The sequence below is a fragment of the Aeromonas sp. R4-1 genome (assembly GCF_040908325.1).
Classification (GTDB): domain Bacteria; phylum Pseudomonadota; class Gammaproteobacteria; order Enterobacterales; family Aeromonadaceae; genus Aeromonas; species Aeromonas veronii.
Genome location: NZ_JBFODM010000064.1, coordinates 59138 through 74411, shown reverse-complemented (window position 1 = coordinate 74411; position 15274 = coordinate 59138). Strand labels below are relative to the sequence as shown.

Genomic DNA, 15274 nt, shown 5'->3' with positions numbered 1-15274 from the left:
TTTCCGCGCAAAAACGCGCAAACGATTTCCTTTCTGGTTTTTCACCGCCACTGTTAGAATACGCCCCGAATTTTACCCTCCACTTCTTTACATGACGGGGAATACTCGTGACTGACAAAACCTCACTGAGCTACAAGGATGCTGGCGTAGATATCGATGCCGGCAATGCACTGGTTGAACGTATCAAGGGCGTGTCAAAGCGCACTCGTCGTCCTGAAGTCCTTGGTGGTCTTGGCGGCTTTGGGGCCTTGTGTCAAATCCCTGCGGGCTACAAGGAGCCGGTACTGGTCTCCGGTACCGATGGTGTGGGCACCAAGCTGCGGCTGGCCATCGACCTGAAGAAGCACGACACCGTGGGCATCGATCTGGTGGCCATGTGCGTCAATGACCTGATCGTACAGGGCGCCGAGCCGCTGTTCTTCCTCGACTACTATGCAACCGGCAAGCTGGACGTGGACACCGCAGCCGCGGTGGTCACCGGGATCGGTACCGGTTGCGAGCAGTCAGGCTGTGCCCTGGTGGGCGGCGAGACCGCCGAGATGCCGGGTATGTATGAAGGGGAAGACTACGACATCGCCGGTTTCTGCGTCGGTGTGGTGGAGAAGAGCGAAATCATCGACGGCAGCAAGGTCGGTGAAGGGGATGCCCTGATCGCCCTGGCCGCCAGCGGCCCTCACTCCAACGGCTTCTCCCTGATCCGTAAAATTCTGGAAGTCTCCAAAGCCGACGTGCATCAACCGCTGGGTGACACCACCCTGGCAAACGCCCTGCTGGAGCCGACCCGCATCTATGTGAAACCTGTGCTCAAGCTCATCAAGGAGTGCGAGATCCACGCCCTCTCCCACATCACCGGCGGTGGCTTCTGGGAGAACATCCCCCGTGTCCTGCCCGCCAACACCCAAGCGGTGATCGACGAGCAGAGCTGGCAGTGGCCGGCAGTGTTCAGCTGGTTGCAGCAGGCTGGCAACGTCACCCGTCACGAAATGTATCGCACCTTCAACTGCGGCGTCGGCATGATCATCGCCCTGCCCGCCAACCAGCTGGAGAAGGCGCTGACCCTGCTCAAGGCGGAAGGCGAGAACGCATGGCACATCGGCCATATCGCCAAGGCAGCAGACGGTGAGGAGCAGGTCGTCATCAAATGATGCGGATCCTCGTCCTAATCTCTGGCAGCGGCAGCAACCTGCAGGCGATCCTCGACCACTGCGCCAGCGGCAAGATTGCCGGTGAAGTGGTCGGCGTTATCAGCAACAAGGCCGATGCCTATGGTCTGGTTCGCGCCAAAGAAGCTGGCGTGGCGACCTCCATTCTGGCCCAGCAGCAGTTTGCCAGCCGGGAGGAGTATGACGCCGCCCTGCTGGCGCTGATGGCAGACTATCAGCCGGATCTGGTGGTGCTGGCCGGGTTTATGCGGATATTGAGCGGCGATCTGGTGCGCCATTTCGCCGGGCGGATGATCAATATCCACCCCTCCCTGCTGCCCAAGTATCAGGGCCTGCACACCCACCAGCGCGCCATAGATGCCGGTGACAGTGAACACGGCGCCAGCGTCCACTTCGTGACCGAAGAGCTGGACGGGGGCCCGGTGATCCTGCAGGCCCGCGTACCCATCTTTGAAGGGGACACTGCGGACGAGGTAGCGGCACGGGTGCAGGCGCAGGAGCACAGCATCTACCCGCTGGTGGTGCGCTGGTTCTGCGAAGGCAGGCTGCAGATGGTGGACGGCGCTGTGCAACTGGATGGCGCCCTGCTGGGCCCCGCTGGCTACGCCTGCGAGTAACCGCCAACAACTGCATGTCAGATACAACAAGGGAGGCTTAGGCCTCCCTTGTCATTTCTACCTACCACACGATGGCTTAGGTCCGGTCCGATGACGCCGCTACGCGGCCAAGCGACCCTACACCGGATTGTCGATATCGATAAAGGTCACATCCAGCCCGTGCACGGTCGCCAGCCACTCCCCCAGCGCCTTGACGCCGTAACGCTCGGTGGCGTGATGGCCAGCGGCGTAGAAGTGCATCCCCATCTCGCGGGCGGTGTGAATGGTCTGCTCGGAGGCTTCACCGGAGATAAAGGCATCGATGCCCTGCTCCGCCGCCAGATTGATGTAGCTCTGACCGCCGCCGGTGCACCAGGCCACGGAACGGATAAGCTCGGGGCCTGTATCGCCACAATAGAGTGGCTCGCGGCCAAGTCGTTCGGCAATCAGTTTGGCAAAATCGCGCCCACTCATCGGCTCTTCCAGCTTGCCCACCATGGCGACGCTCTTGCTGTTCCACGGCTCCAGACCGCGGCGTACCTTGATGTCGAGCAGCTTGGCGAGCTGGGCGTTGTTACCCACCTCAGGATGGACATCCAGCGGCAAATGGTAGGCAAACAGATTGATATCGTGGGTCAGCAGGGTCTTGAGACGACGCTGCTTCATGCCGGTGATCTGGGCCGGTTCACCGCTCCAGAAGTAGCCGTGATGGACCAGAATGGCATCGGCCTCGGCAGCCACGGCGGCGTCGATAAGCGCCTGACTGGCGGTGACACCGGTCACTACCTTGCGAATGCGCTCACGCCCCTCCACTTGCAAACCGTTGGGGCAGTAATCCTTGATAGCATGCGGTTCGAGCAGATGGTTCAGTACGGTTTCGAGTTTTCGATGAGAGATCATAGGGGTCCCTTATTAAGGCTCGGTCCCCTGCTTTACCAATAAAAACAGGGCCCAGGCTCAAAACGCCAAGGGCCCCATGATAATCGAGCCGGGCCGTCAAGACCATGACAGCCCCCACACAGTGCGGTTTCCCTCTCGGCCTCAGGCTGGCAGGTCGATCCCCGCCTCCCGCATCTGGGCCAGCTTGTAGCGCAGGGTGCGCGGGCTGATGCCGAGTCGGTCGGCCACCGCCTTGCGGCTGCCGTTACAATCTTGCAGGGTGTCGAGGATGATCTGGTGCTCCTGCTGCTTGAGCTCGCTGCCGAGGCGATCGCCACCATAGCTGCGCTCCACGCTGACAAACTCCATCTCCTGCTCATCCAGCTCCTCCAGAATGAGGTGGTCACAATCAATGACCCCGTCGGGGCTGAGGATCAGGGCACGCTGTACCACGTTGTCCAACTCCCGCACGTTGCCGGGCCAGGGGTGAGCCAGCAGCCGTACCCTCGAGGCATCCGTCAACTGTGGTGTCGGTAACCCCTGCTGACTGGCATGAAGCGCCAGCAGATGTTCCGCCAGCGGCAGAATGTCGCCGGGCCGCTCGAACAGGGCAGACCAGCGCAGCGGAAAGACGTTGAGGCGATAGTAGAGATCTTCGCGGAACAGGCCATCCTGCACCGCTTTTTTCAAATCCCGGTTGCTGGTGGCGATGACCCGCACATCCAGCGGGATCATCTTGCGACTGCCGAGCCGCTCCACCTCTTTCTCCTGCAACACCCGCAGCAATTTGGCTTGCAGCCCCTGATCCATCTCGGTGATCTCGTCAAGCAGCAGGGTGCCCCCCTGCGCCTGTTCGAACTTGCCCGGGCACCCCTGTACCGCACCGGTGAAGGCGCCCTTCTCGTAGCCAAACAGGGTCGCCTCCAGCATGTTTTCCGGAATGGCGGCGCAGTTGATGGCGACGAAGGGCTGCTCGGCGCGGCTGGAGTTATCGTGAATGTAACGGGCCAGCACCTCTTTCCCCGTCCCGCTCGGGCCGGTCACCATCACGGTCGCTTCGCTTCTGGCCACCCGGGTCGCCAGCTGGAACAGCTCGGCAGTTTTGGGATCCCCGTAGACCACAGCGCGTTTCTCCACCTTCTGGGCGGGCACATAGCGGCTGACCTGATTAAGCAGCACCTCCGGCGAGAACGGCTTGGCCAGATAGTCGATGGCCCCTTCACGCATGGCGCGCACCGCGCCGTCGATATTGGCGTAGGCGGTCATCAGCAGCACAGGTATCTGCGGATATTGCTGGCGGATAGTAGCCAGCAGAGTGAGACCGTCCATCCCCCCCATCTGGATATCGGAGATCACCATGTCAAATGGCTGACGGGAGAGGGCCAGCAGAGCCCGCTCGCCGCTGTCCGCTTCACGGCACTCATAACCGCCGAGCAAAAGGGTATCCACCAGCGCTTCGCGCAGACCATTGTCATCTTCAACTACCAGGATCCTGGCCTGTGTCATGCTACACCTCCAAGCTGCACCGGTTGCTGATGCAGGGGGAACGACAGAGTAAAGCAGGTGCCCTCACCGGGAACCGAGGCCACACCGACCTCCCCCTGATGGGCACGCACTACAGATTGCACCACCGCCAGCCCGAGACCAGTGCCTTGGGAGCGAGTGGTAAAGAAGGGTTCGAATACCTGACCGAGCTGATGGGAAGGAATCCCCTTGCCATTATCAATGACCCGCATCTCCACCCGGGCACCGCTGCGCACCGCGCTGACCAAGAGTGAGGTGGCCCCTGCCTGCTGGGCATTGGCAATCAAGTTGTTGATGGCCCCCGCCAGCGCACTGCTGTTAGCCAGCAGGCAGAGATCGGGCTCCGGCGCCTCCATGTGCAGCTCGCAGCCCTGCTGCTGGCAGAAGGCCTCGGCTCCGGCCTGCACTTCGGCCAGCAGCCCTTGTACCGAGATGGGAGTGACCACCTGATTGTCACCGTTGCGGGCGAACAGTAGGATGTCGTTGATCTGCTTCTCCAGATCCTGCAAACGGGCCATCAGCTTTTGCTGAAACTGAGTGCGGGATTCCGGCTTGAGGGTGCGGTTGGCCAGGTTTGCGGCATAAAGCATGGCAGCGGAGAGCGGTGTGCGGATCTGGTGGGCGAGCGAGGCCGCCATATTGCCGAGCGCCGACAGCCGCTTCATGTGATTGATGCGGTCTTGCAGTTTACGGGTTTCGGTCAGGTCATTGATAAAGACCAGCTGGCCGGGCTGATCCGGCAGCGGCTGGGTCGAGAGCTGGACCCGGCGCCCGTCGCGCAGGGAGATCTCGTGGCCATCATCCTCGCGCGGCTCGAAGCAGCGCGCAATGATGTGGCGCCAGAGCTCCCCTTCCAACGGCTCCCCCAGCAGGGAGATGGCCGCCGGATTCGCGCGGGTGACCACTCCAGCCCCGTCAAGAAGCAACACCCCGGTGGGGAGCGCCTTGAAGATGGCATAGAGCTGGCTCACTTCGTGGGACTGGAGTGGCATGTCCTGCTGCTGGATTGTCATAAACCTGACCTCAAACTGGCTATTGGGTCAGGTTATTCAATTTCCATGCCACTAAATTATATGAATTAAAACAATGAATTGCGCATTAGCGTCAAGGCTTTGACCCTTAGACGTCCTTGCTCATCCCGTACTTTTTCATCTTCTCCACCAGGGTAGTACGCCGCATGCCAAGCAGATCGGCGGCGCGGGCCACGACCCCGTCCTGAGACTCCAGCGCCTGACGGATCAGCTCCACTTCAAGGTCGGCCAGCATCTCTTTGAGGTTGACCCCCTCCTCCGGCAGCTGCATGGTGCGGGCCGAAGCGAGGGAGTGATCCAGCTCGGGCGGATCCTGAAACACCGCCGCCAGCGCATCCCGTTCATCCATCTCGGTCAGCCGCTCATCCCGCGGCTCGCTCGGCAGCAGGCGATAACGGCTCGGCAGATCCGCCACATCGACGATCTGGTGTGGATAGAGGATCAACAGCCGCTCCAGCAGGTTGGAGAGCTCGCGCACGTTGCCGGGCCAGGGGTACTGCATCAGCGACTCCAGCGCCCGCTGGGTCAGCCGGATAAAGCCGTGGTGCTGCTCGGCATGGCGGTTGAGCAGCTCCTGCAGCAGCAGCGGGATGTCATCGATGCGATCCCGCAGCGGCGGCGTCTCTATGGGGAAAACGTTGAGGCGGTAGTAGAGATCTTCGCGGAAACCCTGAGTGCGGATCATCGCCTCCAGATCCCGGTGGGTCGCCGCTATGATGCGCACATCGGCCTGAATGGGCTTGCCGCCACCAACCCTGTCGAACAACCGCTCCTGCAACACCCGCAGCAGTTTGACCTGCATCGGCATCGGCATATCGCCGATCTCGTCGAGGAACAGGGTGCCCCCCTGCGCCAGCTCGAAGCGACCGCGACGAGCCGCGATGGCGCCGGTAAACGCCCCCTTCTCGTGGCCAAACAGTTCGCTCTCCAGCAATTCGGCCGGAATAGCGCCGCAGTTGATGGGCACGAAGGGGCCACTGCTGCGGGAAGAGAGTTCGTGGATAGCGCGAGCCACCACCTCTTTACCGGTCCCCGACTCCCCGAGGATCAGCACGTTGGCATCGGTCTCGGCCACTTGGCTGATGAGGCGGCGTACCTCCTGGATCCCCTTCCCTTTGCCCACCAGCAAACGCAGCAGGGCCTGCCCCTTGTCATGGGTCTGCTGACGAGGATGCAAGGAGACGAACGCCTGACAGAAGTGCAGATGACGGGTGAGGGATTCATAGGTAAAGGGCGAGAGGGCAACCCCGATAAAGTTGCTGTTGGGCAGCTCGGCCTCAACCAACGAGAGGAACGGCGTGCGGGGGAAGGCTGCCAGCAGCTCTGACAAGGGACGGTCGGTCAGCTCACCCACCAGCACCCCTTGCAGCGGACCGGAGGATTCGATGGCCACATCCAGATCGCTTTGTGCCACCTCCTGCCACGGGATCCCCATAAACGAGAGCACGGTTCCCAACTGTTGGCGCCGCTGCGCATCGGCATCAACAATCAACACGCCCATCTCCACCATATCCATTCCTCGCGATGTCCTGAACTAACTTATTGTTTTATTTAATGATAAAACAGCTACCGACTGTCTTTTTGCTGGCACACAAAGTGCCAAAATTCCGACGCATTGTCAAAAATTGTCGTATTCAGGCTAAGTGTATCGACAGAAACGAGAGATTAGATAAATTTTGCCGAGGAATTTTCTGCATTGGCGCCGTTAACAAACGCCGCCAATAGCGGAAAGAAAACTGCCCTCGTCAGAGGGCAGCATGGGACACGGTGAAGCGCATTCAGTGGCGATTATGGTGGTGTGGCGCCGCGTAACGACACTCGGGAAAACGGCTGCAAGCCAGAAAGAGTCTACCGGCGTGGGGGCCTTTTTTCGCCTCCCGCTCCACCAGCGGCGCATCGCAACGGGGGCAGTGGTGTACTTCATGCTCCTCGTCATCCTCTACATCGGCGAACAAACCATCGACCAGTTCACCCTCACTCTGCGGCGTCTCCACCACCCCCTTGGACTGGATGACGGGCTCGTGAAATGGCGCGGGCGAGATCGCCTCGGCATGGGCAGTGCGGCCACGCATCCCGGCACCGACATCCACGCCGTCCAGCAACAGAGGGTTGAAAGTCGGCTCGCGGCGCGCCCCGTGCGGCAAATCGTCGATCAATGGTTCGCTGGTTTTGACCAGCAGCGGCAGGATCTGTTCGCGCAGCTCTTCCACCAGATAGCTGGCACTTGCCGGGATCTGCAGCAACGGCAGACCGGCGCTGTCGCAGGCGGTTTTCAGAAAGAGATCCCGCGCCTTGCGCTTCTGGTGACGATGGGAGCTGTCATCGAGTTCGATGGCGCAGATAAAGGAGAGATCCGCGGGGTGGCAAAGCAGATAGTCGAAATGCTTGGCGCTGATCTTGTTGAAGTACTGCTGCCATTTGCTTTTGCCGATCCCGGCCTGCGGCGTCAGCACATCGGCCACCCGCACCTTGGCAAAGACCCGGGCCTTGTCACCCACCGCCAGATCCAGCACCCCGAGGAAGGATCGCTCGGCGGGACTGAACAGGGTCTCCTGCATATCATAGGGCAGGCGCTTTTGCTGTCTGCCTCTACTCCAGAAGATCGCCAGCACAAGCAGCGCCAGCAACAACAATCCCGATAGGACAAGGGTATTCATGAGAGCACGATCCAGTTCACGACACGAAAGGGGAATTACTTTACCACAGCCGCCACGGAGCAAGGCAGCAGACCCGTGTATAGAAAGTGAAAAGTCCCGTCTTTTTATCTATTTGTCAGCAGGCGGGGGTTCATATGACCAGTCCCAGCAGGCACAATAGGGATAGAGCAAGAAATCCCATTTCAAGGAGAGCAGGATGCAAAAGCAATTGGTGGTCACCGTGATCGGTGCAGACAAACCCGGGATCGTCGAGAGTCTGGCAGCAGTCATCAGCCGCGAGCAGGGCAACTGGCTGGGCAGCGCCATGAGCGAACTGGCGGGCCAGTTTGCCGGTATCCTCCATGTCTCTGTTCCCGATGAGCACTATCGGAGCCTGTGCGAAGCACTGGCCCTGCTACCGGGTCTTACCATCAGCTTTGCCGAAGGGACACCTACCGCCGAGCCAGCCCATCAAGTCATGATGACGGTGACCGGCAACGACCGCCCCGGCATCGTCCATGAAGTAGCCAGCATCCTGCGCCAGCTCGAGATCAATGTGGCCGATCTCACCACTGGCTGTGAACCGGCTCCCCACTCCGGCGCCCCGCTCTTCTATGCCCATGCACTGGTTGCCCTGCCCGACGGGCTCGCGATGGATACGCTTATCACCGCGCTGGAATCCCTCTCCGACGATCTGGTGGTAGACATCGACGAAGCGTTCAGCGAGCAGTAACAACACTGTCATTTATTTGTCATATATTAACGCCATAACTGCCGCGCAGACGCGACCTGAAACAGAGGCACAAGATGAGCACCGACAAGCAGTATGAAGAGAAAGAGCTGAGCTGGCTCTCATTCAATGAACGGGTGTTGCAAGAGGCAATGGACAAGACGGTGCCCCTCATCGAGCGGGTTCGTTTTCTGGGGATCTTCTCCTCCAACCAGGATGAATTCTTCAAGGTACGGGTATCGGACGTCAAGCGTCGCATCCTCATCAATGAAGTACATGGTGGCGACGATGAAGCAAAAGTGCTGCTGCGTGCCATCCAGCAAAAAGTGATGGCGCTCGGTGAAGCGTTCGACAACACCTACAAGGAGCTGTTGATTGCGCTCGCTCGCCACAACATCTTCCTGGTCAACGAGAACCAGCTCTCTGATGCCATTCAGAAGTGGCTGCGGGTATTCTTCAAGGAGAAGGTGCTGCGTCACATCATCCCGATCCTGCTCAACAAAGAGGTCAATCCGGTCAAATTCCTCAAGGATGAGTACACCTATCTGGCCATCGAGATGAAGAAGAACGGTCAGGTGATCCAGTACGCCCTGGTTGAAGTGCCGACCGACGACCTGCCCCGCTTCTTCCAGCTGCCGCCGGAAGGGACCCGCCGCAAGAAGCAGATCATCATTCTGGATAACGTCATCCGCTTCTGCCTCGACGAGATCTTCAAAGGCTTCTTCGACTACGACGAGATTGCCGCCTATGCGGTGAAGCTGACCCGGGATGCCGAATATGATCTCTCCGACCAGCTGGACTTGAGCCTGGTGGACAAGATGAGTGACGGCTTGAAGCAGCGCCTCACCGCCATGCCGGTGCGCTTCGTCTACGAGCGGGAGATGCCCGCCGCCATGATAAGCTTCCTCAAGCTCAAGCTGCAGATCAGCTCCTACGACGCCATCATGCCGGGTGGGCGTTACCATAACTTCAAGGATTTCATCGGCTTCCCCAACGTGGGTCGTGACTATCTGGAAAACCCCAAGCTGCCGGCCCTCGATTGCCGCGATTTTGACGGCTTCGTCAACGCCTTCGATGCGATTACCAAGCAGGATATCCTGCTCTACTACCCGTACCACAAGTTCCACCACTTCACCGAGCTGGTGCGCCAGGCGGCGTTCGATCCGGCGGTGAGTGCCATTCGCATCAATATCTACCGGGTCGCCAAGAAGTCACGGATCATCCATTCCCTCATCGATGCCGCCAACAACGGCAAGAAGGTGACCGTGGTGGTCGAGCTGCGCGCCCGTTTCGACGAAGCGGCCAACATCGACTGGGCCAATATTCTCACCGATGCCGGGGTCAAGGTGGTGTTCGGGGTGCCGAGCCTCAAGATCCACTCCAAGCTCTGCCTCATCACCCGCCACGAAAATGGCGAGGCGGTGCGCTATGCCCATATCGGTACCGGCAACTTCAACGAGAAGACCGCCAAGATCTACACCGACTTCTCGCTGCTGACCCGCAATCCGGACATCACCGCCGAAGTGGAAGGGGTGTTTGAATACATCGAGTACCCCTATAAGCGTTACAAATTCAACCACCTGCTGGTCTCCCCCATCAACAGCCGCCGTCAGCTCTATCGTCTCATCGACAACGAGCTCTCCAACGCCAAGGCGGGCCAGCCGAGCGGTATCATCCTCAAGATCAACAATCTGGTGGACAAGGATCTCATCAACCGGCTCTATGCCGCCGGTCAGGCCGGGGTGCCGATCCAGATGATCATCCGTGGCATGTGCGCCCTGCGCCCGGGTGTGCCAGGTCTCAGTGACAACATCAAGGTGATCAGCATCATCGACCGCTTCCTCGAGCACCCTCGGGTGATGGTGTTCCACAACAAGGGCAACCCCCAGCTCTATATCTCCAGCGCCGACTGGATGAGCCGCAATATCGACGGCCGTATTGAGGTGGGCACCCCCATTTATGATGAGCGCCTCAAGCAGCGCATCATGGACATTCTCGAACTACAACTGAGTGATACCTGCAAGGCGCGGGTCATTGATGCCGACCAGCAGAACGAATATGTGAAGCGGGGCAACCGCCGCAAGATCCGCTCTCAGGTGGCGATTTACGACTATCTCAAACGTATCGAGTCAAACAATGGACAATAGTCTCTATGCCGCCGTGGATCTCGGCTCCAACAGTTTTCACATGGTGATCGCCCATCTGAGCGAAGGGCGTTTTCGTATCGTCGATCGCATCAAGGAGCGCGTGCGGCTGGCGGAAGGGATGGATGAGCAGAAACGAATGAGCCCGGAGGCGATGGAACGCGGCCTCGCCTGTCTGTCACTCTTTGCCGAGCGGCTCACCAACATCAAACCGGATCAGATCCGCATCGCCGGTACCTACACATTGCGCCGCGCCAGCAACGCCCGCGAATTTGTGAGTGAAGCGGCCAAGGTGCTCAACCACCCCATCGAGATCATCAGCGGGCAGGAAGAAGCACGCCTCATCTATCAGGGGGTTGCCCATACCCAGCATATCGAGGGCCAGGTACTGGTGATCGATATCGGCGGCGGCAGCACCGAGCTCATCATCGGTGAAGGGTTTGAACACAAGGCCCTCACCAGCCGCAAGATGGGCTGCGTCAGCTTTACCCAGAGCTTCTTCGCCAGCGGCAAGCTGAGCGACAAGCACTTCACCAATGCCGTGCTGGAGGCGCAGCACCAGCTCGCCCCCATCGTCAACCAGTACCGCAAGCTGGGCTGGCAGAGCTGCCTTGGCAGCTCAGGTTCCATTCGTACGGTACGGGATGTACTGCAGGGTGAAGGGCTGACTGACGGCAGCATTACGCTGGAGGCGCTGGAGCGGCTCAAGGCGCTGATGATTGAGCGCAAGCGAGTGGATAACCTCAAACTGGTCGGGCTTACCGAGGAGCGTCAGGAGGTGTTTGCCGCTGCGGTCGCCATCCTGCTCGGGCTGTTTACCTCGCTGCCCATCGAGCGGCTCGACTACTCCGATGGCGCTCTGCGCGAAGGATTACTGTATGAGTTTGAGGAGCGCTTGCAGCACCACGATATCCGTGAGCGCACCGCACAAGCGCTAGGCACCCACTACCGGATGGATCGCAAACAAGCAGCCCGGGTGGAGCAGAGCGTGCTGACGCTGTTTGATGCCCTGCAAGAGCCCTGGCAGATGGAGATAGAGCCCTATCGCGCCATTCTCGGCTGGGCGGCGCGGCTGCACGAAATTGGCCTTGCCATCAACTACAGCGGCATTCACCGCCACTCCGCCTATATCCTGCAACACACCGACCTGCCTGGCTTCAACCAGGACGATCAGGCATTGCTGGCCGCGCTGGTGCGCTTTCAGCGCAAGGGGCTAAAACTCTCCGAGCTGCCGCCCCTGCCCAACCACGACATGCAGACGGTGCTGCGTTGCATCCGTATCCTGCGCCTCGCAGTCGCCGCTCACCACAAGCGGCAGGACAACCTGCTGCCTGAGTGGAAAGTCGCAGTGCAAGGGGATCAGCTGGTCGTGACCCTGCCGATCGACTGGTGCGAGGAGAACCGTCTCCTGATGCAGAATCTGGAGAAGGAGCATCGTTATTGCCAGGAGCAGGGCTGGCCACTGTTGTTCCAGCTCGGCTAAACCGGAAAGATAAATGCAAAAGGCAGCCCAATGGCTGCCTTTTTCATCTCAATCTCCCGGTTACTGCAACTCGGGCAACAACCACTTGGCCATCTCGAAGTAGATGATAAGGCCGGTACCATCCACCAGTGTCGCGATGAATGGCGCAGAGACCACCGCCGGATCGATGCGGAAACGGCGCAGCACCATGGGAATAATGGACGCGACCGTAGCACTCCAGAGCACGATGGCGATGATGGTAAAGGTCACCACCATGCCAATCTGGGGACCGACGCCGAGACTCCATGCCCGTACCCAAGCCGCCATGGCAATGGCACCCGAGATGAGCAGACCGGTGGAGAGCTCCTTTTTCAGCACTGTGCCGAGATTGCGCAGACTCACCTCCCCGACCGCCATGGCTCGTACTATGGTGGTGGTGATCTGGGTGCCGCTGTTACCACCAGTACCGATCAGCAAGGGGATAAAGAAAGCCAGCGCGATGGCCGCTTCCAGCTGCTCCTCAAATGCCCGCAGCACGGTGCCGGTGTAGGCTTCCGCCACAAACAGGATAAGCAGCTAGCCCACCCGTTTGCGCCACAGCTGCCAGGGGGTCGCCTGCAGATAGGGAGTATCGAGCGGTGATGATCCTCCCTGCATCTCGGCATCCTCGGTGGATTCGAGCTCCAGAATATCCGCCGCATCATCGACGTGGAAAATACCGACCAGTCGCCCCTGATCCTCGACCGGCAATACCGACAGATCGCGGTCGATGAGCAGGCGCGCTGCCAGCTCCTGATCGGCTCGGGCGTTGATCCGCACCGTCTCCCGATCCATCAGGGTCGCGACACTGGCCAGCGGGTCGGCGATCAGCAAGGTCTTGAGGGAGAGGCTCCCTTGCAGACGACCGTCCCCGTTGACCACATAGATATGGCGAAACAGCTGGGCATTGTCCCAGGCATCGTGGATCAGCTGTTTGGCGTGACCGACCGTGTCCTCCTCCCGCACCGCCAGATATTCGTGGCGCATGTTGGCCCCCACCGACTCGGTGGGCCAATCCAGCAGGGAGTAATAGATGGCCTGAGCCTGGGTCGGGAAGCGAGCCAGCAACATGGTGCGATCCTGACGACTCAGTTTGCGCAGGATGGCGACCATATCACGGCGGGGAATGGCCTCCTGCAACACGCTGACGATGCTGCCATGGAGCCGCTGCAACAGGCGCCCGGCACTCTCGGCCGAGAGTGAACCAAGCAGTGCGGCCCCTTGCGGGATTGGCAGGGTATCAAAGATGCAGTTGAGCTCTTCCGGACGCAGGGTCAGCAGTTGATCGGCGCGCTGAACCGGATCCAGATTATGTTCCAGCCAACCCTGCAGGGCGGCCAGATCGAGCAGTTGGTGACGGTTAAGAATGGTATGTGTTTTCTTCATCACAGATATCCTCATGTGATTTCAGGCGAGCCTGAATGCCTCCGGAAATAGCCGGGTGCAACGACAAGAAAACAGCAATTTGATTGACGAGTAATAGGCAGGAAATGACGCCGTTCGGCGTGTCATCATCCCCACGTACCAGCTTTAGCACTGTATAACGTATCCGGCATGCCGGAAGCCACTTGGGTTTACACCTTAATCCGATGAAAACTGTCCTGATCTTGGGCGTCTCTGGACGTCGTGAGATCAGTGGCCTGTGTTTATACAGGAGCCTCGCCTAACGAGATGCTGCAAATAATTCGCACAACCCTCTGTTGTGCGGGCGGCATGATTATCCAATCCCGCAGGGAGGTCAACCCCGCAGCTCCCATTAAATGGGCAACGGCAACAGCTTGTTACAATTGGCAGGAGATGACACGGAACCAATTTTCATAGTCTGGACAAAAGAAAAGGCCCCAAAGGGGCCCTTCTTTAATTAGCGAATATAGTCAAATAGCGTCAGACGACTTATTTTGCTGAAAGAGAGTTGCGAGGCACTCAATGCCGCATCCTCTTTTGACAGCGCGGAAATCACTTCATAGAGATCCGCTTCCGATACCTTGGCTCTCGCCTCGGCGTTGAGGGTACTCAACCCCTCGTTAGAATCCATGACTGCCTCGAGACTGTTCATCCTGCCACCCAACTCCCCCAATCCATGATCGATATTCAGACGAGCATTTTTCATATGGACGGTAGCATCGGCTACTTCCAGCGCAAAGTTGTCAGCGGTAATAGCGGGATCACGCAAGGCGGTAATAAAATCCGACATACCATTCAATATGTTGTCATTCTTCGGTGGATTAAGATCAAACTGCTCAGAACTGCCCGCAGGCGAGCTGACGGTCAACTCCAATCCATTGAAAGGGATCTTGGTGCCAGCAGTGTAGTTACCCGTTTGCAGGGTAGCACCACCGGCATCCTTGATATCGTAGGTATCCGGTGGGCCTATGGTGGTTGATACGGTATAGGTATTACTGGGCAGTGCCGAGTTATAATTGGACTTATAGAAATTATCAAAGTTACCCTGATCGCCTATCCCAACCTTGATATTTGCTGTGGTTGCACTGGCGGTTCTTCTGGTCGCCACGATTTCAAACAGATCTTGCCCGGAATCATTGGCAGCAATTTGTACCGTGGGTGAGACCTGAATATTTCGCTGACCAGGGTCACCCTGATAAATATATTTTCCGTTAGCGTCTTTTATATATGGCTGGGTCTTGCTCTGATTGCCGCCAAATATAAATTCACCCGAGGAGTTTTTGCTATTCATCAGGTCAAACATCTGCTGCTGCAACCCTTCCAGCTCGCTGGCTATGGCCTTGCGATCATCCATGCTGATAGCGCCATTATTTGACTTCTGGATCAGAGTCTGGGCACTAAGCATCGCATTGTTAATCGACGTTAATACCGTCTCCTCATGCCCCAGGCTGTTTTCCAGCAAGCTGCCATTGACACTGTACTGCTTGAACAGGTCGATCTCCTTGGTCAGTGCCATCTTCTGGCTCATCCCCGCAGGATCTTCGCCGGCAGTCTGAAATTTATTGCCGGTTTGCAGCTGTTGATAGGCAGTATTCAACCGCTCGTTGGCACTGTTGAGGGAATAGATATTCCGGTCGTAGATCATGTTGGTGGTGATGCGCATGAC

At 58.7% G+C, this 15274-nt stretch carries 11 protein-coding genes, 1 pseudogene and 1 riboswitch; of the genes and pseudogenes, 5 read left to right on the top strand and 7 right to left on the bottom strand.

The window, feature by feature from the left end; genetic code table 11:
* The first annotated feature begins 107 nt into the window (after window positions 1-107).
* Both purM and purN read left to right on the top strand, forming a co-directional pair.
* Window positions 108-1145 carry a phosphoribosylformylglycinamidine cyclo-ligase gene (gene purM / locus AB5Y90_RS11460; protein WP_005334116.1) on the top strand — a complete coding sequence of 346 codons (1038 nt, stop codon included), beginning with the start codon at window positions 108-110 and terminating at the stop codon, window positions 1143-1145.
* Window positions 1142-1780, top strand: coding sequence for a phosphoribosylglycinamide formyltransferase (purN, locus tag AB5Y90_RS11455; RefSeq protein WP_005350686.1), 639 nt, complete (start codon window positions 1142-1144; stop codon window positions 1778-1780). Before purM ends, purN begins: the two co-directional genes overlap by 4 nt.
* 117 nt (window positions 1781-1897) lie before the next feature.
* Here purN and AB5Y90_RS11450 read toward each other — a convergent pair whose 3' ends face one another.
* The 5 genes from AB5Y90_RS11450 to AB5Y90_RS11430 form a co-directional block, all read right to left on the bottom strand.
* Window positions 1898-2659, bottom strand: a complete 762-nt coding sequence (locus AB5Y90_RS11450) for a Nif3-like dinuclear metal center hexameric protein (RefSeq protein ID WP_005350685.1) — start codon at window positions 2657-2659, stop codon at window positions 1898-1900.
* A 141-nt stretch (window positions 2660-2800) separates the two neighbouring features.
* On the bottom strand, window positions 2801-4144 hold the full coding sequence (locus tag AB5Y90_RS11445) for a sigma-54 dependent transcriptional regulator (RefSeq protein WP_100654057.1): 1344 nt from the start codon (window positions 4142-4144) through the stop codon (window positions 2801-2803).
* The gene (locus AB5Y90_RS11440) at window positions 4141-5175 is read right to left on the bottom strand and encodes a PAS domain-containing sensor histidine kinase (protein WP_005334126.1); all 1035 of its coding nucleotides are present in this window, start codon (window positions 5173-5175) and stop codon (window positions 4141-4143) included. The genes AB5Y90_RS11445 and AB5Y90_RS11440 overlap by 4 nt, the downstream gene beginning before the upstream one ends.
* 106 nt (window positions 5176-5281) lie before the next feature.
* The gene (locus AB5Y90_RS11435) at window positions 5282-6703 is read right to left on the bottom strand and encodes a sigma-54 dependent transcriptional regulator (RefSeq protein ID WP_168176933.1); all 1422 of its coding nucleotides are present in this window, start codon (window positions 6701-6703) and stop codon (window positions 5282-5284) included.
* A gap of 268 nt (window positions 6704-6971) precedes the next feature.
* A complete protein-coding gene (locus AB5Y90_RS11430; protein WP_100654058.1) occupies window positions 6972-7850 on the bottom strand; it encodes a DUF2726 domain-containing protein in 879 nt (292 codons plus the stop codon).
* A gap of 196 nt (window positions 7851-8046) precedes the next feature.
* Here AB5Y90_RS11430 and AB5Y90_RS11425 point away from each other — a divergent pair, with 196 nt between their 5' ends.
* The 3 genes from AB5Y90_RS11425 (at window position 8047) to ppx (ending at window position 12186) form a co-directional block, all read left to right on the top strand.
* On the top strand, window positions 8047-8562 hold the full coding sequence (locus AB5Y90_RS11425; protein WP_047437655.1) for a glycine cleavage system protein R: 516 nt from the start codon (window positions 8047-8049) through the stop codon (window positions 8560-8562).
* A gap of 74 nt (window positions 8563-8636) precedes the next feature.
* Window positions 8637-10706 carry a polyphosphate kinase 1 gene (gene ppk1 / locus AB5Y90_RS11420; protein ID WP_005350671.1) on the top strand — a complete coding sequence of 690 codons (2070 nt, stop codon included), beginning with the start codon at window positions 8637-8639 and terminating at the stop codon, window positions 10704-10706.
* Window positions 10696-12186 carry an exopolyphosphatase gene (ppx, locus tag AB5Y90_RS11415; RefSeq protein WP_100654059.1) on the top strand — a complete coding sequence of 497 codons (1491 nt, stop codon included), beginning with the start codon at window positions 10696-10698 and terminating at the stop codon, window positions 12184-12186. Before ppk1 ends, ppx begins: the two co-directional genes overlap by 11 nt.
* A gap of 60 nt (window positions 12187-12246) precedes the next feature.
* Here the strand turns inward: ppx and mgtE are convergent.
* Window positions 12247-13590, bottom strand: a pseudogene (mgtE, locus tag AB5Y90_RS11410) (magnesium transporter).
* Between the two features lie 122 nt (window positions 13591-13712).
* Window positions 13713-13882, bottom strand: a riboswitch (M-box (ykoK) riboswitch).
* A gap of 183 nt (window positions 13883-14065) precedes the next feature.
* Window positions 14066-15271 carry a flagellar hook-associated protein FlgL gene (gene flgL / locus AB5Y90_RS11405; protein WP_270819028.1) on the bottom strand — a complete coding sequence of 402 codons (1206 nt, stop codon included), beginning with the start codon at window positions 15269-15271 and terminating at the stop codon, window positions 14066-14068.
* Window positions 15272-15274 lie beyond the last annotated feature (3 nt).